At 67.7% G+C, this 19987-nt stretch carries 20 protein-coding genes and 1 pseudogene; 15 read left to right on the plus strand and 6 right to left on the minus strand.

The window, feature by feature from the left end:
- The first annotated feature begins 89 nt into the window (after nt 1-89).
- The gene (locus E2B92_RS20340; protein ID WP_126883698.1) at nt 90-467 is read left to right on the plus strand and encodes a WhiB family transcriptional regulator; all 378 of its coding nucleotides are present in this window, start codon (nt 90-92) and stop codon (nt 465-467) included.
- 120 nt (nt 468-587) lie between these two features.
- Here the strand turns inward: E2B92_RS20340 and glpX are convergent, their stop codons facing one another.
- On the minus strand, nt 588-1619 hold the full coding sequence (gene glpX, locus E2B92_RS20345; RefSeq protein ID WP_126883697.1) for a class II fructose-bisphosphatase: 1032 nt from the start codon (nt 1617-1619) through the stop codon (nt 588-590).
- Nucleotides 1620-1755: 136 nt separating this feature from the next.
- On the opposite strand from glpX, the gene E2B92_RS20350 reads away from it, so the two are divergent.
- A complete protein-coding gene (locus E2B92_RS20350) occupies nt 1756-2298 on the plus strand; it encodes a DUF4245 domain-containing protein (RefSeq protein WP_185923510.1) in 543 nt (180 codons plus the stop codon).
- A 289-nt stretch (nt 2299-2587) separates the two neighbouring features.
- Here the strand turns inward: E2B92_RS20350 and E2B92_RS20355 are convergent, their stop codons facing one another.
- From E2B92_RS20355 to xseA, 3 genes are all read right to left on the minus strand, one after another.
- Nucleotides 2588-3178, minus strand: a complete 591-nt coding sequence (locus tag E2B92_RS20355; RefSeq protein ID WP_126883695.1) for a malonic semialdehyde reductase — start codon at nt 3176-3178, stop codon at nt 2588-2590.
- A gap of 139 nt (nt 3179-3317) precedes the next feature.
- Nucleotides 3318-3548, minus strand: coding sequence for an exodeoxyribonuclease VII small subunit (locus E2B92_RS20360; RefSeq protein WP_126883694.1), 231 nt, complete (start codon nt 3546-3548; stop codon nt 3318-3320).
- 10 nt (nt 3549-3558) lie between these two features.
- The gene (gene xseA / locus E2B92_RS20365; protein WP_126883693.1) at nt 3559-4788 is read right to left on the minus strand and encodes an exodeoxyribonuclease VII large subunit; all 1230 of its coding nucleotides are present in this window, start codon (nt 4786-4788) and stop codon (nt 3559-3561) included.
- Between the two features lie 121 nt (nt 4789-4909).
- Between xseA and E2B92_RS33985 the strand changes: the two genes are divergently transcribed.
- The gene (locus E2B92_RS33985; protein ID WP_327437496.1) at nt 4910-5014 is read left to right on the plus strand and encodes a putative leader peptide; all 105 of its coding nucleotides are present in this window, start codon (nt 4910-4912) and stop codon (nt 5012-5014) included.
- Nucleotides 5015-5447: 433 nt separating this feature from the next.
- Nucleotides 5448-6407: pseudogene (locus E2B92_RS20370) on the plus strand (sulfatase family protein); the annotation flags it as partial.
- Nucleotides 6408-6855: 448 nt separating this feature from the next.
- Here the strand turns inward: E2B92_RS20370 and E2B92_RS20375 are convergent.
- Nucleotides 6856-7596 carry a hypothetical protein gene (locus tag E2B92_RS20375; protein ID WP_126883692.1) on the minus strand — a complete coding sequence of 247 codons (741 nt, stop codon included), beginning with the start codon at nt 7594-7596 and terminating at the stop codon, nt 6856-6858.
- A 461-nt stretch (nt 7597-8057) separates the two neighbouring features.
- Here E2B92_RS20375 and E2B92_RS20380 point away from each other — a divergent pair, with 461 nt between their 5' ends.
- The 3 genes from E2B92_RS20380 to E2B92_RS20390 all read left to right on the plus strand — a co-directional run bounded on the left by E2B92_RS20380 (nt 8058) and on the right by E2B92_RS20390 (nt 12915).
- Nucleotides 8058-8975: a hypothetical protein gene (locus E2B92_RS20380; RefSeq protein ID WP_126883691.1), complete on the plus strand. Its 918-nt coding sequence runs from the start codon at nt 8058-8060 to the stop codon at nt 8973-8975.
- A 1382-nt stretch (nt 8976-10357) separates the two neighbouring features.
- A complete protein-coding gene (locus tag E2B92_RS20385; protein WP_126883690.1) occupies nt 10358-11566 on the plus strand; it encodes a hypothetical protein in 1209 nt (402 codons plus the stop codon).
- Between the two features lie 572 nt (nt 11567-12138).
- On the plus strand, nt 12139-12915 hold the full coding sequence (locus E2B92_RS20390) for an NUDIX domain-containing protein (RefSeq protein ID WP_126883689.1): 777 nt from the start codon (nt 12139-12141) through the stop codon (nt 12913-12915).
- Here the strand turns inward: E2B92_RS20390 and E2B92_RS20395 are convergent.
- Nucleotides 12899-13936 carry an XRE family transcriptional regulator gene (locus tag E2B92_RS20395; RefSeq protein WP_200836966.1) on the minus strand — a complete coding sequence of 346 codons (1038 nt, stop codon included), beginning with the start codon at nt 13934-13936 and terminating at the stop codon, nt 12899-12901. The two genes, E2B92_RS20390 and E2B92_RS20395, sit on opposite strands and share 17 nt — an antisense overlap.
- 650 nt (nt 13937-14586) lie before the next feature.
- Here E2B92_RS20395 and E2B92_RS20400 point away from each other — a divergent pair.
- From E2B92_RS20400 to E2B92_RS20430, 8 genes are all read left to right on the plus strand, one after another.
- Nucleotides 14587-14856, plus strand: a complete 270-nt coding sequence (locus E2B92_RS20400; RefSeq protein WP_126883688.1) for a DUF6284 family protein — start codon at nt 14587-14589, stop codon at nt 14854-14856.
- Entirely contained in the window at nt 14853-15302 is a 450-nt protein-coding gene (locus tag E2B92_RS20405) for a Pycsar system effector family protein (RefSeq protein ID WP_126883687.1), read from the plus strand. Before E2B92_RS20400 ends, E2B92_RS20405 begins: the two co-directional genes overlap by 4 nt.
- The gene (locus E2B92_RS20410; protein WP_126883686.1) at nt 15299-16165 is read left to right on the plus strand and encodes a DUF2637 domain-containing protein; all 867 of its coding nucleotides are present in this window, start codon (nt 15299-15301) and stop codon (nt 16163-16165) included. The genes E2B92_RS20405 and E2B92_RS20410 overlap by 4 nt, the downstream gene beginning before the upstream one ends.
- Complete coding sequence (locus E2B92_RS20415; protein WP_126883685.1) at nt 16162-16983, plus strand: phosphoadenosine phosphosulfate reductase; 822 nt, start codon at nt 16162-16164, stop codon at nt 16981-16983. The genes E2B92_RS20410 and E2B92_RS20415 overlap by 4 nt, the downstream gene beginning before the upstream one ends.
- Nucleotides 16984-16994: 11 nt before the next feature.
- The gene (locus E2B92_RS20420) at nt 16995-17372 is read left to right on the plus strand and encodes a DUF6251 family protein (protein WP_126883684.1); all 378 of its coding nucleotides are present in this window, start codon (nt 16995-16997) and stop codon (nt 17370-17372) included.
- Between the two features lie 74 nt (nt 17373-17446).
- A complete protein-coding gene (locus tag E2B92_RS20425) occupies nt 17447-17632 on the plus strand; it encodes a DUF6257 family protein (protein ID WP_126883683.1) in 186 nt (61 codons plus the stop codon).
- 23 nt (nt 17633-17655) lie between these two features.
- Nucleotides 17656-17817: a hypothetical protein gene (locus E2B92_RS32715; protein ID WP_160159767.1), complete on the plus strand. Its 162-nt coding sequence runs from the start codon at nt 17656-17658 to the stop codon at nt 17815-17817.
- A gap of 94 nt (nt 17818-17911) precedes the next feature.
- Nucleotides 17912-19981 carry an FtsK/SpoIIIE domain-containing protein gene (locus E2B92_RS20430; RefSeq protein ID WP_126883682.1) on the plus strand — a complete coding sequence of 690 codons (2070 nt, stop codon included), beginning with the start codon at nt 17912-17914 and terminating at the stop codon, nt 19979-19981.
- The last annotated feature ends 6 nt before the right edge of the window (nt 19982-19987 follow it).

Consider the following 19987-nt stretch of genomic DNA (forward strand, 5'->3'; position numbering starts at 1 on the left):
CGGACGCCACGCAGTGCATAGGCCCGCGCACAGCGGGTAGGGCTTGCTGCATCGTCTCTCGCTCGCGAAGCCGTCGTCAGGAGTAGACCGTGCTGCAACTGCCGCATCAGCCCCTCCAAGTCGCCGCCGCCGTCCCCTCCCAGAGCGTTCCGGCGCGGGAGGACCAGGCCGGTCCGTGGCACACGGAGGCGGTGTGCCGCCGGGACGAAGCAGGCTTGTTCTTCGCCCCGTCCAAGGAGCCCACGGCCGCCCGGCTGGCGCGCGAGGAGGCCGCGAAGCGGGTCTGCGCCCGCTGCCCGGTCATGGTCGAGTGCCGGGAGCACGCGCTGCTCCAGCCCGAGCCGTACGGCGTGTGGGGCGGCCTGACGGCGGCCGAGCGGCGCGTCGTGCTGGCCCGGCGCAGGCGGCGCGAGGTCGAGCTGAAGAAGGCGGCCTCCACGGGCCCGCGCATCGCCGCCGCGGGCTGACCCGGCCGGTCTTCTCCGGCCGGCTCCCGGTCCTCCGGCGCGGATACGGAGAGGGGCGCCCCACCGCACATGGGGGCGCCCCTCTCCGTATCCGCCGACGGCGGCCGTTGCCGGCGCCGCCTACTTCGCGCGGTCGAAGTCGATCTGGCTGTACGCGCGCAGCTTCGACAGCCGGTGCGTGGAGTCGATCTGCCGGATCGTGCCCGACTTCGAGCGCATGACCAGCGAGGAGGTCGTCGCCGTCTCCGCGCGGTAGCGCACGCCGCGCAGCAGCTCGCCGTCCGTGATGCCGGTCGCGACGAAGAACACGTTGTCGCCGCTGACCAGGTCGTTCGTGGACAGGACGCGGTCCAGGTCGTGACCCGCGTCGAGGGCGCGCTGCCGCTCCTCGTCGTCCTTGGGCCACAGCTTGCCCTGGATCACACCGCCCAGGCACTTGATCGCGCAGGCGCTGATGATGCCCTCGGGCGTGCCGCCGACGCCCATCAGCATGTCCACGCCCGTGCCCTCGCGCACCGCCATGATCGAACCGGCCACGTCGCCGTCCGAGATGAACTTGATGCGCGCGCCGGTCTCCCGGATCTCCTTGATGATGCCCTCGTGACGCGGCCGGTCCAGGATGACGACGGTGACGTCCTCGGGCGAGGAGTGCTTGGCCTTGGCGACGCGGCGGATGTTCACCGAAACCGGGGCGTTGATGTCGACGTAGTCGGCCGCCTCGGGGCCGGTGACCAGCTTGTCCATGTAGAAGACCGCGGACGGGTCGAACATGGTGCCGCGGTCGGCGGCCGCCAGCACGGCGATCGCGTTCGGCATGCCCTTGGCGGTCAGCGTGGTGCCGTCGATCGGGTCCACGGCGATGTCGCACTCGGCGCCGGTGCCGTCACCGATCCGCTCGCCGTTGAACAGCATGGGCGCCTCGTCCTTCTCGCCCTCGCCGATGACGACGACGCCGTTCATCGAGACGGTGGATACGAGGGTGCGCATGGCACGCACGGCCGCGCCGTCGGCGCCGTTCTTGTCACCCCGGCCGACCCAGCGGCCGGCGGCCATGGCGGCGGCCTCGGTGACCCGGACCAGCTCGAGGGCCAGGTTGCGGTCGGGAGCCTCGGGGGACACCTCGAGCTCGGACGGCAGATGATTGTCGGTCATCGGAACGCACCTTTCTGTACGGCGACGGCCGCAAGTGAAGAGGGTGCTGCGACTCTATCGGTAGGTCGACATATTGAGCAGAGGGGCCCACGTATGAGCAGGCCACCCTGATGCGACCATAGGGGGCGTGGCAGGTATGCGTGGCAAGCAGACAGTGCGCGGGATGTTCCAGTCGATGGCGGTCATCTGCGCTGCGGCGGGCGTGATCTATCTCTTCGTCCCGCACGACGACAAGGCGGACCCGATCAGGCCGGTGGACTACCGGGTCGAGCTGGTGACGGCGCAGCGCGCCGCGCCGTACCCGGTCCTGGAGCCCGTGGGGCTCGCCAAGGACTGGACGCCGACCTCGGTCGCGTACGACCGCGAGGACAGTGACGCCTGGCACCTCGGCTTCCTGACTCCGGACCGGCAGTACGTGGCGGTGGAGCAGTCGACGGCGCCCCCGCAGAAGTTCATCACCCAGGTCACCCACGAGGCCCGGGACACGGGCCGCACGCAGCAGGTGGCGGGCCGGGCGTGGCAGCGCTGGGAGGGTCCCAAGTACGACGCGCTGGTCCTGCGCGACAAGGGCGTCACGACCGTGGTGACCGGCACGGCGACGCCGGAGCAGCTCGCGCGGATGGCGACGGCGCTGAAGCCGACGCAGCCGGCGACGCCGACCACGCCGGCGAAGGCCTGACCGCGGCCGGAGAACGGCGACGGCCCCGGGCGCCAGGGGGGATGGCGCTCGGGGCCGTCGGTCCGTGGGCCACCCGCGACCGGGCGGGTGGGCGTCAGACGGTGGTGATCACGTCGTCGTAGGCCGGCCGCGGGCTGCGCGGGCTGTGCCGGCCCGGGGGCGACCCCCGGATCCCCGGCGGCGGGTGGGCGTCAGACGGGTGGTGATCACGTCGTCGTAGGCCGGCCGCGGGCTGCGCGGGCTGTGCCGGCCCGGGGGCGACCCCCGGACCCCCGGCGGCGGGTGGGCGTCAGACGGTGGTGATCACGTCGTCGTAGGCCAGCCGCGGGCTGCGCGGGAACCAGGCGTCGTCGCCGGGCTTGCCGATGTTGACGATCATCAGCGGGGTGTGGTCGCCGTCGAGGAACTCCTTCTGCACGCCCGCGAAGTCGAAGCCCGTCATGGGGCCGGCGGCCAGGCCGGCGGCGCGGACGCCCACGATGAAGTACGCGGCCTGGAGCGCGGCGTTCAGCCCGGCGGCCTGCTCGCGGACCGGGCGCTCCGAGAAGAACATGTCCTTGGCCTGCGGGAAGTGCGGGAGCAGCGCCGGGAGCTCCTCGTGGAACTCGTTGTCGGCGGCGAGGATCGCGACCAGCGGAGCCGACGCCGTCTTGGCGCGGTTGCCCTCCGCCATGTGCGGGAGCAGGCGCTCGCGCGCCTCCTCGGAGCGGACGAGCACGATCCGCAGCGGCGACTGGTTGAAGGCGGTCGGCCCGAACTTGACCAGGTCGTAGATGGCCTGGACCTGCTCCTCGGTGACCGGCTCGTCGGTGAAGGTGTTCGCGGTGCGGGCCTCACGGAAGAGAAGGTCCTGGGCGGCGGGGTCAAGAACGAGGGACATGCTGCTGCCTTTCGAGCGTGCAAAGGATCAAGCGGTGTCTCCACCGTACGCCCGAGATAGGTTAAGTTTCAACTAAACCGGGTCCGTGCCGCCCGTGAGCCCTCTCACAGCACCCGGTCGGCGCACGATCCCCGCCCCCTCACTCCTCCCGCTCGGCCGGCGCCTCCTCCTCGGCCAGCGCCGCGTCCAGGCGGGCACGGGCCCCCTCCAGCCAGTGGCGGCACACCTTCGCCAGCTCCTCGCCCCGCTCCCACAGGGCCAGCGACTCCTCCAGCGTCGTGCCGCCCGCCTCCAGCCGGCGCACGACCTCGATCAACTCGTCGCGCGCCTGCTCGTACCCGATCGCCGTTTCCGTCGTGTTGGCTGCCATGCGCACCACCCTACGGGCGGGGTACGACAGCGTCGGCGGCCACGCGGACGGCGAAGTCGCCCTCCGCGACCCGGGCCCGCAGCTCCTCGTCCGCCGAGACCTCATCCGGCGACCGGACCACGGACCCGTCCGCCCGTTGCAGCACCGCGTACCCGCGCTCCAGCGTCGCCGCCGGCGAGAGGGACACCACGCGCGCGTGGGTGTGGGCCAGCTCCGACTCGGCCCGGTCCAGACAGTGGCCCAGCACCCGGCGGCCGCGCGCCAGCAGGGCGTCCACCTCCGCCTGCCGCTCCTCGACCATCCGCCGGGGGTGCTCCATCACGGGCCGGGCCAGGGCGTGCGCCAGGCCCCGCTCCTCCCGGTCGATCAGGCCCCGCACCGAGCGCAGCGCCCGGTCCCGCAGCGCCTGCACCCGGTCCAGCTCCTCGCCCACGTCCGGGACGACCTTCTTGGCGGCGTCCGTCGGCGTGGACGCCCGCAGGTCCGCCACCAGGTCCAGCAGCGGCGTGTCCGGCTCGTGCCCGATCGCGGACACCACCGGCGTACGGCACTCGGCGACCGCGCGGACGAGCTGCTCGTCGGAGAACGGCAGCAGGTCCTCCACGCTGCCGCCGCCCCGCGCCACGATGATCACGTCCACGTCCGGCAGCTCGTCCAGCTCCTTGACCGCCCGCACCACCTGGGGCACGGCGTGGACGCCCTGCACCGCCACGTTCCGCACCTCGAACCGCACGGCGGGCCAGCGGCGCCGGGCGTTCTCCAGCACGTCCCGCTCGGCCGCCGACGCCCGGCCGCACACCAGGCCGACGAGCTGCGGCAGGAACGGCACCGGCTTCTTGCGGTCGAGCGCGAACAGCCCCTCCGCGCCCAGGGACCGCTTCAGCATCTCCAGCCGGGCCAGCAGCTCCCCGATCCCGACCGGCTTCATCTCCGCCGCCCGCAGCGAGAGCTGCCCGCGCGGCGCGTACCACTCCGGCTTGGCGTGCACCACGACCCGGGCGCCCTCGGAGACCACGTCCGCGACCGCGTCGAACACCTGGCGGTAGCAGGTGACGCTCACGGAGATGTCGTACGAGGGGTCGCGCAGGGTCATGAACACCACCCCCGCGCCCGGCCGCCGCGAAAGCTGGGTGATCTGTCCCTCGACCCAGATGGCGCCGAGCCGGTCGATCCAGCCCCCGATGAGCCGCGACACCTCACCGACGGGCAGGGGGGCTTCGGCAGACGTATTGAGACCCATGCAGGCGAGCGTACGCGCCCCCTACGACAACGCCCCCGCCCCCGAATGGCCCCGCCGCGGCACGTCCGCGATACGGGCCGGCGTTGACAGGCGCCGCCGCTTTCCGTGAAGCTCTGGCCTCATGCAGGCTTCCCGTGACCGTGCGGTCACTCTCGTGGAGCGCCGCCACGTCGACCTCGTCCGTGTCGCGAGCGCCATCTGTCCCGGCGCCTGCCCGCGCGCCTGACGCCGCCTCCACACCGGCCCCCGGCGGGCCACCGCACAGCCGATCCGTGCGTTGCCGCCCACCGGGCCGGTTCCTGATCACCGACGGCTGAACCACCGGACCACCGGACCACCGGAGCCCCGCCACCACCGGGCCCCTGCACCACCGGGCCCCTGCACCACCGGGCCCCTGCACCGCCGACCGCTGAGCACCGGCCCATGGTCCCCTCGCGTCCCGCCGTCGTGCCTTCCCCGCTTCCGCACCCAGCCCGCCGGGCGGCGCCCGCCGCTACGGCGACGCTCCGTGCCGCCGCGCGCACCCCCGCCGCGGCGCCGGACCGCCGCGCCGTGGCCACGCCCTGCCCGGGGCTCGTCGTGACCCGACAGGAGACACCGTGACGTCCTCGTACGACCGCTCGTCCGCCCCGCCGCACTCCCCGCAACCCCGCCCCGGCATCTCCCGCCGCGCCTTCGGCACCGCCACGGCCGCCGCCACCGCCGCGGTCACCGTCGCCGCCACGCAGGCCGCCGCCACGCGCGCCGAAGCCGCCGAACCCGCAGAGCGGCCCTTCCGCGCCGCACCGGGCCGGCACTCACGGCGGCCGAACATCCTGTTCGTCCTCGGCGACGACCTCGGCTGGGCGGACCTGTCCTCGTACGGGTCGCCGCACATCCGTACGCCGCACCTGGACCGGCTGGCACGGCAGGGGGTCCGCTTCACCCAGGCGTACTCCGGGTCGGCCACCTGCTCGCCGACCCGTTTCAGCCTCTACACCGGCCGGTATCCGGGCCGCACCACGGGGGGCCTCGCCGAGCCCATCGCCGACAGGTCGGCCGGCCTGGAGCCCACGCACCCCACCCTCGCCTCCCTCCTGCGGGACGCCGGCTACCGCACCGCCCTCATCGGCAAGTGGCACTGCGGTTACCTGCCCGAGTACAGCCCCGTGCGCTCGGGCTGGGAGGAGTTCTTCGGCAACTTCGGCGGCGCCCTGGAGTACTACTCCAAGCTCGGCCTCGGCGGCGAGTACGACCTGTACGAGGGCGACGCCGCGTACAAGGACCTCCGCTACTACACCCGCGTCCTCACCGAGAGGGCCGCCGCGTACGTACGGCGCGACCACGACCGGCCGTGGCTGCTCAACCTCAACTACACGACCCCGCACTGGCCCTGGATCGCCGACGGCGACACCGAGGCGAGCGCGGAGATCGTCCGCCGGATCAAGGCCGGCGATCCGGCGGCCCTGTGGCACCGGGACGGCGGCTCGGTCGAGAAGTACGCGCAGATGGTGGAGGACCTCGACCGTTCCGTGGGTGTGGTTCTCGACGCCCTCAGGAGATCGGGCCAGGAGAAGGACACCCTGGTCGTCTTCGGCAGCGACAACGGCGGCGAACGCTTCTCCTACTTCTGGCCGCTCTACACGGGCGAGGCCATCCCCATGGAGGACTGGCGCGACCGGATGTGGCTGGACACCTGGGTCTAGCTGGGCGGACACACCGCGAGGGCGCGGCCGCCGGCCGCGCCCCCGTGGTCGTTGTGGGTGGTTGGTGGCTGTCCTTGGCCCCCCTCGGACGGCCCAGGGACGGCCCGGCTCTAGCACAGGTGCACCCGGCCAGAGGCTGGTTGTAGCCAGCGCTGCTTTGTGAGTTCGCCTGATGGAGCACGGCGCCGCGGACTCAACCCACCGTGTAGAAAGGTTGCAGCGCCACGGTCAGTACGGACCCGCTGACGTACGCTGGCGTTGCCGTCAATGGTTGCCGTCACCAACAGCGAGCCGCACTCCCCGCTCACAGCAGGCCACACGGCTCCAGAGGGCCTGCGCGCCTGGACTATTTCAACCTTGACCATCCGCCGCACCAGCGCATCTACACGCTCGTGCCGAGCGCAACCCGTACGGCGGCTATCAAACCCTTGCGTGCACTGGTGAACCGTCCTGACCGTCGCTCCGCCGCCTCCCGGTAATTGAGCACCGCTTTGAGGTCCTCGGGGAAGACACCGAGGATGCTCAGCGCCACCACGCAGCCCGGCGAGAGGCCCGGCACCGCCCGCAGCGCATCGCGCGCCGCTGCGATCCTGTCCTGAACCGTTTCTACGGAGCTTTGCTTGACTTCCTCAAGCCGCTGGATCGCTAAACCCGCTGCGGCGGTGTGGCTCGTCAAGAGGTCTTCCAGCATGCGGTACGCCTGCATCGGGAGAGCGCGCCTGGTCGCATCCGCGTGCATACCCTGGAGCTCGGCGTCCAGTCGCTCTAGCGCCGGCATCACATCATCGGGCGCCACCAGCTCCGCTTCGGCGTGGGATAGCCGGTAGGCATGGAACGCCGTCTTCGCCGCCTCCAAAGCCTCCGGCGCCCCGCTTCGTTGCACTGCCTCGTCTGCCTCCTGGGCTTCCGAAGCGGCCCGCAGGTAGGCGGACAGGACCGACCACCGCATGTCTCTCATAGCCTGATGCCACGCGGCTCCGGCCGCGGTGTCAGCCGCCGCCCGCGCCGCAGCCGCCTGCGCGTGCCCGCCCTTCGCCTGGAGCCACGCTCCAACGACTGCCCCGGCGGTAGCACCAACCACGCCTGCAACGCCAATCAGCGCCACCAAGATCTCCGTCTGCACGAGCGTCATCATCCCCGACAACGGCCGTACGCCGCGGCGGAAGACAGACTTGCTTCCGCTCATTGCTCGGGTGGCGCCAGCAGCAGCCGAAACCTCATCCTGTGAAGCGGCCTGTCTCTCAATCGCCTTCAACGCCCACTTGTTGTCCGCTCAGTGCTTAAGGCGGCGTGTGGCGGCTTCGAAGCAGGCAACGGTCGACGACCCAGCGGCCAGCTCTGGCTGACCGCTGGTCACCAGTCGCTCTCCCAAGGAACTGGCCCTTCGACCACTGGCGACGGCATCGAGCACCAAGGAACTCCGGTCAGGACCGCTTCGCCCGTCTGGTTGGGCAGCCGACGTTTGCACACCGGCCCGCTAGCTGCTCAGCCCAATGGGCCCGTGCGGCGCCGAGCATGGCAGTTACGCAACCGATTTGGTCGACAAGTGGGACAAGTGCCCAGCTAGGCCGCTAGCTTCGTGCTGTGGATCAGAGCATGCATGGCTTGATCGGCCTCAGTGGCGCGGAGTGGCAGGACCTGTGTACACGAGTGCTCAGGATGCAGCACGGGGCTGATCTGGTCCCTGTCCCAGACAAGGGCGGCGATCACGGACTTGAGGCGTACACGCTAAGTGGTCACCTATTCCAATGCTATAGCCCCGAAGAACCGCTATCGAACCAAAAGCGTTACGAAAAGCAGCGCGATAAGACCACAAAGGATGTAGGCAAGTTTATCGACAATGCCGACAAGCTCAAGAAGCTCTTCGGCGAGCACGTGAAGATCAACCGCTGGATCATCATGTGCCCTTACATCGATAATAAGGATCTCGTGGCCCACTGCGCATCGCAGACGAAAAGGATTCGCGATGCTAACCTGACCTACGCCGATCCCAATATCCATGTCATCTGCCAGACAATGGAAGACTATGAGATCAGCTATAAAAGGGTAGTCAACGCGCAACTTTCCCGCATGCATTTGCCCCCGCTCTCGGAACCAGACTACAGCGCAATCGACAGCGCCGGCGTCGATAAGATGCACGAAAAGCTCGCTAAAGTGCACAGCTTGCGCGACGAGCGACGTAGGAGTGATTACGTAAGGCGCCTCCTGTACTCGTACATTAACAGTCAAGAATTTCGCGCCTACATCAGGGATCACTACACCGAGATTCACGCACTGCTTGAGTCGGAATTGGAGGACCTGGAGCAGCGTCTCGTAATGGAGTTTAGTCTAGACGACAGCCGTGCCGCCGCATTGCTCCAGCGGGTGCTGGTCGAGACCGAGAGCAGGGTAAAGACATGTGCGCCCGACACTACTTCAGGTGACTCGCGGACGCTGGCCCAAGGTCAGGTAGCAGAGTGGCTAATGAGGTGTCCGCTCGACTTCTATGAAGAGGCATCCTAGGGAGCTCAAATGTCTACTGGATTTCTGGGCGCCAACGACGAACTCATTAACGCGCGGATCGAGTTCCGTAGCCAGCCTCACCCGATCCCGGCTGATGCACGCGTGGCGTACAAGCTCGCGCAAGTCGCCATAGTGCTGAGCGCCTTCAACAAGAACAGCGCGGCTATTGAGAACCTACACCTGTTCACGTGGTCCCTGCAGAGTAAGCGCAGGGGGCAAATGCTTCTGTCATGGTGGTCCGGAAATAGGTATGCGAATACAATCACTCAGAGGTCTGACCCTCACCTTCCCGTCGCCCTCAACGTTGGCCTTATTCGAGGAATGGTCAATATCACGGGTGCGAATCATAGTCGCGTAACCCTGCAACCGTCGGGCGTCCAGTTTGCGCAACGGATTGAACTGGATGAGGGGCTCATGAGCGCGGAGAAGGCTTACATTCGCCAATTCAGAAAGCTAAGCGATGCGGCAGTTGCGCGACGACTCGCACGTAATTCGTGATAGTCAGGTTTGAGGGGTTCCAGATGAAAACCAGGATTCGAGCGGTCAAGCTGCGCGTCCACAGCACAGTTGGACCCGCGGGCGCAACGGTGACGTTCACGCCCGGTTTGAACGTGCTGCGCGCTAGCAATAGTCGCGGAAAAACACAATCGTTGCAAGCTATCGTTTACTCGCTTGGACTGGAACCCATGTTCGGCCCCAATTCCGGCACCTCGCTTGGCAGCGCCTTAACAACTCAAATTTCCTACGGGGAACCCGAGCGCGCTGTAGCTGTTCGATCTAGCTGGTGCGCTGTTGAGCTAGAGAACACGAACGGAGTTATCACTGTACAGAGAGCCGTCAAAAACAGTCGTGTACAGCCGAATCTGGTTCGGGTATGGCAAGGTCCCGCCATCACGGAGGACGCAGCAGATCTTCGACACGAAGAATACTTCGTGCGAGAATCAGGTTCCGCAAGAAATCCCCGAGGCTTCCATCGGTTCCTGACCGAGTATCTGGGTTGGCGACTCCCCTCCATTCCTAAGTACACAGGCGGCGAGGCGCTTCTTTATCCTGAAATCATTTTTCCCTTCCTTTATGCGGATCAGCGATCCTGGGGATCTGCCGGCCCTCGAGCTGTTACGCAGTATCAGCTACGCGAACCAACGCGACGAGCTGCAGAGTTCCTGCTAGGATTCGCTGGTCCGGAAACGGCTGCTCAGCGATATCGTCTCGAAGATAGACTAAAAAGTCTCCGTAGCGATTGGGCTAGCAAGCTAGCGGCGGTGCAGGCTACAGCTTCTGCCGCCGGAGGACGAGTAGTCGGCTTGCCAGAGCTGCCTGCCGGGGCTAGGAGTCGGGGCGGTTCTAGGCCAGCGCGCCCAACAGCAACCGCGGAAGCTCGCTTGCAGATCCTGGTGGACGAGGCATGGGTAAGCGACGAGGAATTGCTGCAATCTCTGCGGGAAGCCGCTACCCCGGGGCCGGCGCCACAAGTAACCGACGTGGGGCAAGATTTAATCCAGAGTCGGCTGTCGGAGCAGGAAAGAGAGCTGACACGGCTCACCACGATGGCCAAGATTGTGGAACAGAACCTGAACCTGAACGAAAAACAAGTCGCGATTCTTGATGAACGAATCACGGCGCTGTCCGACGAAAAGCTGAAGAACCAAGACGTCAAGACGCTACTAAGGCTGGGAGCTTCTAACGAGGTACTTGACCTCGATGTAGCGGATTGCCCTACTTGCCATCAATCGCTATCGAACGTTGAGGTGGGGCGTGTCGGCCCCGTTCTAGACGTTGACGCTACGATCTCTTTGCTGTCATCTCAGATTAGGACTTTCGAAGAGATGCGGCGTCAAGCGCGGGAGTCAGCAACAGAAAGCAGAGTCTCCTATCGAGCCGTTCGAAGGGCTGTTGACGTCTGCCGGATGGAGATCAAGGCGCTGCAGGATGACCTAGTGGTGCCCGGCGAATTCCCTAGCTCAGGGGACATTGCAAGGCGGGTTGCCGCAGAATTTCGCCTGTCCGAGTTCACCAGGGCAAGGGAGGCCGTACAGGACCTCCTTGCTGAAATGCAGGAGGTGGCGGACTCAGTATTCGAGGTTCGTTCTGAGCTTTCGAATCTCCCGAATGTGACACCGCAAGAGGACTACCGTCGCCGCGACATGCTGCAGAAATCCGTGCGAGAGCAACTGACCGACTTCGGTTTCAGTAGCTACGATGCATCCTTGGTGAGCATTGACGAGGAGACGCTCAGGCCAGAGCGGGAGGGACTAAACCTTGATACGGATGCGAGCGCGAGTGATGTCGTCCGCACCAAGATCGCATATCTGAACGGGATTCGAGAAGTAGCGAACTCCCTGCGGACCCAGCATCCGGGCTTTCTGATGCTTGACGAGCCGCGACAGCACGAATTGGACGAGGATCACTTTCGGGCGACGCTGCGAAGGCTTGCACAGTGCTCCAACATTGGTGACCAAGTAATCGCGACTTCTGCTGCTTCAGTGTCGGCGCTCTCTGTGATGCTGGGCTCGGCTCAGGCGAACGTCATCGATTTGGGCAGCCAGCGACTGGTTCGGCCGGCGACACGAGAAGACCCAATGGACTACTAAGAGCAATGGTGCCACCCGCCTGTGCCTGACCGTTCAGGTCGGCGGAGGCTTTGGGCAGGAGCTGTCATGGGGTGAAAGATCGAGGCCAGTACGCTGGTCGGCGAAATCGGGCAGTCTGTGGACCTGCCTGTGAGTGCCCGATATGGGGCCCGACCTTCGAGACTCGCCCCATAGTGGCTGCCTAAAGCCGTGCAGCCGACCGGCCCCAGCCAGAGCGGCTACCGTCCACCGCATCAGGTGTGCTCGCTCTAGCCGCGCGGCCGGCGGAGCCGGGGCCCGGAGCGGGGCGGAGACAGGAGCGTCGGCCGGCGCTGAAGCCAGAGCCGCGCGGCGAGCGGAGCAAGCTGCCTTGATGAAGCAGGGAGAGTCTTACCGCGATCAGACTGGGGCGGGGCGGTCCTCAAGACGATCATTCTGACCTGCAACTGCTCTTCGACCGTCACCTCGCTCGCCCCGGGATCATCCTGAGCGGGCATTCACGGAAACGAGAGGGTCACATGGCTGAGTCATCCGCACTCCTCCCCCGTTACCCTGGCCAGCAGCAGCCGACGATCCGGGAGTGTGCGCCAAGGATGGGACCCAAGACGCAGAGGGTCTACGAGACGATCCGGTTCTGGATCGAGTCTGGTCGATACGCGCCCGGCGACAAGCTGCCCTCTGAACGGACGTTGAGCGCCGAGCTGGAGATTGGGCGTACTGCCCTCCGGCAGGTGCTTGCCCGCCTGGCGAACGAACGGTTCATCAAGGCGTACGGACGCAGCGCGTACCGGGTCTCGGGCGGTGAGGGCGTTCCCACTCCGGGTGACCTGAAGCCTTGGCAGATCCACGGAAGCCGCCGCATTTACGAGAATCGCTGGGTGAACCTCGAGCTGGTGGACGTGGAGCCGCCGGGCGTCGAGCGCTTCGAGCACCATGTGGTTCGGCTGCACCATGTGGCCATCACCGCTGTGGTGGATGAGCAGGAACGCGTGCTCATGCTGTGGCGGTACCGCTTTGTCCCCCAGCAGTGGGGGTGGGAGCTGCCTGGCGGGATCGTGGACGCGGGCGAGGATGCCGCCGTCACGGCCGCGCGCGAGACCGAAGAAGAGACCGGTTGGCGGCCAAGCAAGGTCGAGCATGTGGTCACTTACCAGCCGATGATCGGCATGGTCGACTCGCCACACGAGATCTTCGTGGCCCACGGCGCCACCAAGGTCGGCGAACCGACCGACGCCGAGGAAGCCGGCCACGTCGCCTGGGTCCCCCTGGACGAGGTCCCCGCCCTCATGAGTGAGGGCAAGCTAATGGGGTCGGGAACGCTGGTCGCCCTACTTCACCTGCTCGCGTCGCGCCCTACAGCCGGCCGGTAAGCAGCTCCACCCGTCGGCGATACCGCACGGACCCCGTGCGGTTCGCCAACAGCCGGGCCTGCTGGAGGTGGGAACGAGCGTCCTCTAACTCGCCCCGAGCTAGGTGCGCTTCGGCGAGGTCACTGTGGAGGCCAGACTTCGCCCGTACGAACGAACTGTCCGCCGCGCTCAGGGCCGTATACAGCTCCTCCATCGCGTCGCCGTCTCCGAGCATCGCGAGCACGTTGCCACGCCAGCGCGTCAGATGACCTTCGTTGAGGAAGATGCTCAGCATGTCGGCGTCCCGGGCCTCGGTGCCGCTCGGGAGGCTGGCCGCCGCGCGCTCAAGAGCCCGCCGGGCGTCATCGCTCATGTCAGCACTGGCGCAAAGTTCAGCCTCGGCAGCACTGAGCCACGCCGTGAGTCGGGGTGAATGCCGCTCGGGGTGCACGCGCTGCGCGTCGCGGATCAGGTCCACAGCCATGTGGGGGCGACCGGCATCTCGGAGTACATACGCTTGCTCACCCATGGCGTGGGCCAGGTAGAGCGGGGCATCGGCCTCCTGAGCAGCCCTTTTCGCCAACTCATAGTGCCGCCATGCACGTTCCACGGAGCCAGCATCGAGCGCCTGCCAGGCGGCCAGCGTGGCTGCACCAGCAAGGGCAGTGGCGATCGGCCGTCGCGTCGTGGGGAGTACCGCAAAGGTCAGCGCATCCTCCATCGAGGCCAGATGCCCTGTCATCTGATCGACGAGACCGGCCGCCCCCATCTGTCGGTCCATCCGGCGGAACAGCTCGGTCTGATCAAAGAACGTCTGCACCATGGATTCGCCGATGCTCTGGGCAGAGTCGATACGACTCAGCAGATCGCCGTACCCACCCGCCTGCTGGTCAGCCGAGCTCTCGGTTTCCCCACCCAACTCGGCGTCGGTGGCGCCTAGGAGGGGCCGCAGGATGGCCGCGTATCGCTCAGTGATGGGCCGCTTCCCATTTTCCCACTCCGATACGTAGGTCTTCAGGCTGGCTGTGGACGCGATGTCCATCAGATGCCCTTGCGCGTACCGCTCCATCTCGAAGATCAGGCGGTCCTGAGACCACCCGCGCGCCTTCCTGGCTGACCGTAAGCCCATGCCTTTGTGTGCCTCCGGTGAGTAACCCACCCGGGCAGTCACCAAATCGCCGCAGGTGAGAGGGGGTTAACCCCACTGAGGTTAACCCCTGTTGGCTACCGAGCGCCGCCCCTTCGCCGTTTCCTGGAGTCACGCCGAGCGACACCAAGGCAACCCCGAACGAACGGAAGGCTTGCTTCTGGTGCGCACCAGATGCCATGCTTCTGGTGCGCACCAGATGGGCCCCCCGGGGGGCACTAGGTCTCGCTCAGCAACGCCCGGAGGGGCCCGTGAAACGGCTCCAAAGGCAGCGCCTGTTCCTTGACAACTGCATGGGGATAACGCCGCCTCTCCTCGGCCAAGTAGGCGGCCACGCGGACTCCGCGTGATGTACAGCGCGACTTCAGCCTTCTCCGTGGCGCTCTGGCGCTACGGCCGGTTGCCTCCTCCGCCCGTCCGGCCTCACGGCTGTACGGGCGGGGCAGAGGGGAGCCGGATGTTCCGACTTCAACGGCGCGCGGCCCCGGTGTCCTACCACCGGGGCCGCTGTCGAGCCGTAGGACCTGCTAGGGAGACCACGACTCATGGAGCCCATCGCTGCACTTCAGGCGGTTGTTACCGCCACCGCGTTCGACGGTGAGCCGTCGAACGCGGAGCTGGACGCGATCGAGCACGAACTGCCGCTGATTCTGGTGGAGGTCGAGTTGCTGGACGCGCAGATCATGACTCTGGACCGGCCGGTCAGTGAGCTGGACGAGCGGCGTATCCGTCGGGCCCGCAACCGCGTCCTGGCTGCCCGCCGGGACCTGACCAACAAGGCCGCCGCGACGCCCCTGCCGGGGGTGGGGGCATGAGCCACACCGACACAGCTCTGGCCACTGCTCACACTGAGGTCAAGGCGGAGCTTGCCCGTACGGACACCAAGGCGTCACTGCTGCTGGCGTTCACCGGCGCTGCGCTCGCCGGCGTCTGGACGATCGCCACCAACACCCACCTGCCCATGGCCGCCCTCGCGGTCGGCGGTCTGGGCGTCGCTGTACTGCTGGTCGTGGTGGGCGTGCTGCTGCGGGCGGTCCGGCCCAACCTCGGGGGCGGGGCTGGCTTCCCGCTGTGGGCCACGCTCACCCCGGACGGGATCGAGGCCCACCTGAGCGAGAACGGGAAGGCTGCCGATATCGCGGGCCTGTCGCGGATCGCGGTGGCCAAGTTCACGCGCCTCCAGCGCGCCATCGATCTCACCTACGCCGCCGGCGCCCTGCTGGTCGTCGCCGCCCTCATCGTGCTGGGTGGTGCGGCGTGAACCGGGGCGGCAAGACCCTGCTCGTCCTCGCCCTGGTGGCCGTGGTCGGCATGGCGTTCCGGGTGTCGTGGAACGCATTGCGGGACGTGGCCCGGGCGGTCGGCGCCGACAGCACCGCCGCCACGCTCTACCCGTTCGTGGTCGATGGCCTGATGGCCCTCGCCCTGGTCGCCACCCTGGTCCTGACCGACCGCGCCGATAAGCGGTTCGCGCTGCGGGTGCTGGCCGCCTACACGATCGCCTCATTGGTCCTGAACTACGTGCACGGCCTGGTGCCCGAGCTGCATGGGCGGTCGGTCGACTGGGGTCGACTGGCCGACTGGGACCCGGCGAACTGGCTGCTCGTGCTGCTGGCGACGTCGCTTCCGGTCGGGTCGATCTATTTCGGCTCCGACCTGGTCGCCAAGGTGCTCCACCACCGACCGACTCTCCTATCAGGCATGGAGAATTCGGATCAGATCGCCGTGAATCAGTCGATGCCTGACCTGGTGGAGTCGCCCCCCGAGCCGCCCGCCCCAGTGGTGAAACTGCCGGTCATGGAGCCGGTACCGGTCGACCTGCCGCTCCCGACTGACGAACCTGCCGAGTCGGCCCCGGCCGTAGCGGTAGCGGCTGCTGAGTCGGCCCGGCCAGTCCGGGCGACCGGTCGGGTGCCGGACGCGGCCCGCAGCACCCGACCGACCCGCACTGCCGACGAGCTGCTGAACGAGGCCCGCTCGGTCACCGCCGACTGGCCCGATACCGACCTGACGGCGGAGCGCATCCGTAAGGCGCTGCGGACGTCGGCGGAGAAGGCCCGGGGGCTCCGGGACACGCTGCGGGCTGAGCGGGCCGCCGACTGTGAGTCGGAGGCGGTGGCATGACGACCGCGACAACGCCGGTCAAGGCGTTCAGCTTCGGTGGCGGCTGGCAGTCCATGGCCGCGCTCGTCATGGCCGCCACAGGCGACTTGGACTACCGCACGTTCCTGATGGCCAACGTCGGGGACGACTCCGAGCACCCCGGCACGCTGCGCTATCTGCGCCAGTACGCGATGCCGTATGCCGAAGAGCACGGCATCGAGCTGGTGGTCTTGGACCGCGTCATGAAGCGCACCCGCATGGTCCGCACGCTGTACCAGGATCTGACGCGGGAAGGGTCGCGGTCGCTGAAGATCCCGGTGCGGATGTTGAACGGGGCTCCGGGCACCCGCTCGTGCACAGTCAGCTTCAAAATCGAGGTCGTCGGCGACGAGCTCAAGCGCCGGGGCGCCAGCAAGAGCAACCCGGCAACCGTCGGGATCGGCATCAACTTGGACGAGATCGGCCGGGCGAATAAGAGGCGCTGCGAGCCGCATGAGGAGATCGAGTATCCGCTCCTCGAACGCGGTATCCGCCGTATCGACTGCGCGCGCATCATCCGCAGCGCCGGACTGCCCGTGCCACCTAAGTCGTCGTGCTGGTTCTGTCCCTTCCACCGGCCCGAGACCTGGCATGACATGCGCCGCAACGAGCCTGATCTCTTCGAGAAGGCATGTCGGCTCGAAGACCTGCTGAACCGCCGGCGCGATGAGCTCGGCAAGGACCACGTCTACCTGATCCGCTTCGCACGGCCCTTGCGCAACGCCATCCCCGACGGCGTCGACACCCTGCCCTTCGACGACGAGGACACCGGCTGTGACTCCGGCTGGTGCATGACCTGAAGGAGCCACCCATGGACTCCCAGCCCGAGATCGCGCGTGTGGTGCAGCTCCCAGACGGCCGATACGTCTACGCCGACCCGGCCAGCATCGTCCCTGCCCAGCAGACCGGCCCGCAGATCGTGCACCAGCACATCCACCAGGCCGCCCCGGACCGCACGGTCCAGCGCATCGCACTCGGCTCCGGAGTGGGCGCCGGGGCGGTGGCGGCCGGCGTGTACTTCGGCCCGCTGCTCGTCGGCGCCCTGACCGCCATCGCCGCAAACCTGGCCATCCTCGCCTTCCTGGCCGTCGCCCTGACCTGGGGTGTCGTGACGGTCGTGCGCACGGTGGGCGGGGCAGAGGGTGCGGCCGCCGTCAGGAACGTGCGCCGGTCCCGTCGCCGTCGCTGACGTGCTGCCCGATCCGCCCGACTGCTCGGGCGGTGAGGGGAGCCGGACAGACCGGCCCCGGAAAGGCACCCGCCATGGGCAAGCACGAGCCGGAACCCAAGCTGACCGCCGGTGAGAAGGCCAAGGTCACGTACTACGTGGCCCGGATGTGCAAGCGCAGCATCGCCGGCGAGGACGTCCACCAGGCCGACCTGAAGCGCAAGGTCGACCGCGTCATCGAGAACGCCCGCAAGCGCGGAACGAAGAACCGCAGCAAGTAACCCGACCCGAAGGGACCACCGCCATGAACAACATCTTCCGCACCCGGCACCGGATCAGCATCGACGGCATTTACGGCAACTACACCGGCTGGCGCTGCACCTGTGGCGTCCGGGGCCGCGTCTACGGCGGCGCGTACGAGGCCAAGCGGCGCGGTGAGGAGCACGTGCGCAAGTACCGCGCCTGACTTTGCCCCGGGGCGGCCGTCACCCGGCCAAGGAAGCCGGCCGCCCCGGGCCCATCCACGTCCAGCAACAAGGCCAGACAGGAGTACACCAAGCATGGCCGACTCTTCCCGCCCCGTGCACCTGCACCCGGTGCCCGACATCGACGATGCGCCGGCCGCGCCGGTGCCGGTGGACAACCCGAACCTTCCCGAGCCGAAGGTGACCGTCGAGAAGCGCAAGCCGGTGCTCGCCGGGTGGCTGACCAACCGGCGTGACTTCCTGGCCACCGCCCGCCACGCCGGCGCCAACCTCGGATACGCCAGCCTGTACCACGGGGTGCGGCTGCCGGTGTATGCCGGACGGCTGGCCCTAATGTCCCCGCGGGGCGCTTGCCGGTTCATCGCCTCCACCAACCGGTGGGTGTGGGACCGAGAAGCCGCACCGCTTCGGGAGTTCGCCGTCCGTACGGAGGATGTTGAGGAGTACATGCGTCTGGCCCGGTTGCGGTCCGGTCGCATCCGGCTGCGCGGCTTGGTCACCCTTGTGGCGGCCGTCTTCGGGTTCGGGTTCGCCCTGTGGCTCTACGTCCTGGCCCCGGCCTACTTGTACGCGTTCGCCGCCGGCGGCGTGCTGCTGCTCGGGTGCGCCGGCCAGCAGCCCGACGCGCCGGTCGTCGGCCCTGCCGTGCTGAAAACCGAAGTGCAGAAGCTCACCGGGTCGATCGTGCTGCGCGGGCTGGACTCGATCGGCAACGCGAAGATTTCCGCCGCGATCAAGAAGGGCGGGGAGATGAACGGGCTGCGGTTCGTCTCCGAAATCGTCCGCGACGGGCCCGGCTACCGCGCCGACCTCGACCTCCCCTACGGGGTGACGCCGGAGGACATCATGGAGGCCCGCAAGCCCCTGGCCTCCGGTCTGCGCCGCAAGGTCGGCTGCGTGTGGCCCTCCCCCGACCCCAGCGAGCATGAGGGTCGGCTGATCCTGTGGGTGGGGGACAAGCCGATGAACGAGACGACCAAACCGGCCTGGCCGCTGCTGAAGTCGGGGCAGGTCGACCTGTTCAAGCCGGTCGTCTTCGGCAACGACCAGCGCATGCGCGACGTCGCAGTGACGCTGATGTTCGCGGCCGTCGTCGTCGGCTCCATCCCCCGCATGGGTAAGACGTTCCTTATCCGGCTTCTCTTGCTCATCGCCGCCCTGGACCCGCGGGCGGAGCTGCACGCGTTCGACTTCAAGGGCACCGGCGACTTCGGCGCCCTGGAACCGGTCTGCCACCGCTACCGCGCCGGCGAAGACCCCGAAGACATCGCCTACGTCCTGGACGCCCTGCGAGAGTTGAAGGGGGAGCTGCGGCGCCGGGCGAAGGTGATCCGGGAGCTCCCGCGCACGCGCTGCCCGGAGTCCAAGGTCACGCCGGAGCTGGCGAGTGACAAGAGTCTGGGGCTGCACCCGATCGTGGTCGGGCTGGATGAATGCCAGGTCGCGTTCGAGCACGACGAGCACGGCGGCGAGATCGAGGCGATCTGCACCGACCTGGTCAAGCGCGGCCCCGCGCTCGGCATTGTCGCCATGTTCGGCACCCAGCGCCCCGACGCCAAGTCCCTGCCCACCGGGATCAGCGCGAACGCGGTGCTGCGGTTCTGCCTGAAGGTCATGGGACAGCCGGCTAACGACATGGTGCTGGGAACGTCGATGTACAAGGCCGGATACCGGGCCACCATGTTCTCCCGCTCCGACCGGGGCATCTGCTGGATGGCCGGCGAAGGCGACGACCCCAAGATCGTGGCCTCCGCCTTCGTCGACGCGGTCGCCGCCGGGCAGGTCGTGGCCCGGGCGCGGAAGCTCCGCGAGGAGTACGGCAACGTCACCGGTCACGCCATCGGCAAGGGCCCGGAGAAGACCAGCACCACAGACATCCTCGCCGACGTCTTGGACGTCATCCCCGCCGGGGAGAAGGCCGTGTGGTGTGAGCGGATCGCCACCCGGCTCGCGGAGCTGCGGCCGGAGACCTATGGCGGGTGGAAGGGCGAGAACGTCACCGCCGCACTCAAGCCCTGGGGCATCAAGCCCGGACAGGTCTGGGGCCAGACCGACACCGGCGAGGGCAAGAACCGGCGCGGCATCGAACGCACGGCGATCACCGCTGCCATCACACGGCGTGACGCCGACCGGGCCGCTGCCTGACCCGAG

Source organism: Streptomyces sp. WAC05374, from assembly GCF_004353505.1.
Taxonomy (GTDB): Bacteria; Actinomycetota; Actinomycetes; order Streptomycetales; family Streptomycetaceae; genus Streptomyces.

Coding starts and splice junctions, on each gene's coding strand:
- glpX (WP_126883697.1), bottom strand. CDS start 1,619: ATGACCGACAATCATCTGCCGTCCGAGCTCGAGGTGTCCCCCGAGGCT.
- E2B92_RS20350 (WP_185923510.1), top strand. CDS start 1,756: ATGCGTGGCAAGCAGACAGTGCGCGGGATGTTCCAGTCGATGGCGGTC.
- E2B92_RS20355 (WP_126883695.1), bottom strand. CDS start 3,178: ATGTCCCTCGTTCTTGACCCCGCCGCCCAGGACCTTCTCTTCCGTGAG.
- E2B92_RS20360 (WP_126883694.1), bottom strand. CDS start 3,548: ATGGCAGCCAACACGACGGAAACGGCGATCGGGTACGAGCAGGCGCGC.
- xseA (WP_126883693.1), bottom strand. CDS start 4,788: ATGGGTCTCAATACGTCTGCCGAAGCCCCCCTGCCCGTCGGTGAGGTG.
- E2B92_RS33985 (WP_327437496.1), top strand. CDS start 4,910: ATGCAGGCTTCCCGTGACCGTGCGGTCACTCTCGTGGAGCGCCGCCAC.
- E2B92_RS20390 (WP_126883689.1), top strand. CDS start 12,139: ATGGGACCCAAGACGCAGAGGGTCTACGAGACGATCCGGTTCTGGATC.
- E2B92_RS20395 (WP_200836966.1), bottom strand. CDS start 13,936: ATGGACATCGCGTCCACAGCCAGCCTGAAGACCTACGTATCGGAGTGG.
- E2B92_RS20400 (WP_126883688.1), top strand. CDS start 14,587: ATGGAGCCCATCGCTGCACTTCAGGCGGTTGTTACCGCCACCGCGTTC.
- E2B92_RS20405 (WP_126883687.1), top strand. CDS start 14,853: ATGAGCCACACCGACACAGCTCTGGCCACTGCTCACACTGAGGTCAAG.
- E2B92_RS20415 (WP_126883685.1), top strand. CDS start 16,162: ATGACGACCGCGACAACGCCGGTCAAGGCGTTCAGCTTCGGTGGCGGC.
- E2B92_RS20420 (WP_126883684.1), top strand. CDS start 16,995: ATGGACTCCCAGCCCGAGATCGCGCGTGTGGTGCAGCTCCCAGACGGC.
- E2B92_RS20425 (WP_126883683.1), top strand. CDS start 17,447: ATGGGCAAGCACGAGCCGGAACCCAAGCTGACCGCCGGTGAGAAGGCC.
- E2B92_RS32715 (WP_160159767.1), top strand. CDS start 17,656: ATGAACAACATCTTCCGCACCCGGCACCGGATCAGCATCGACGGCATT.
- E2B92_RS20430 (WP_126883682.1), top strand. CDS start 17,912: ATGGCCGACTCTTCCCGCCCCGTGCACCTGCACCCGGTGCCCGACATC.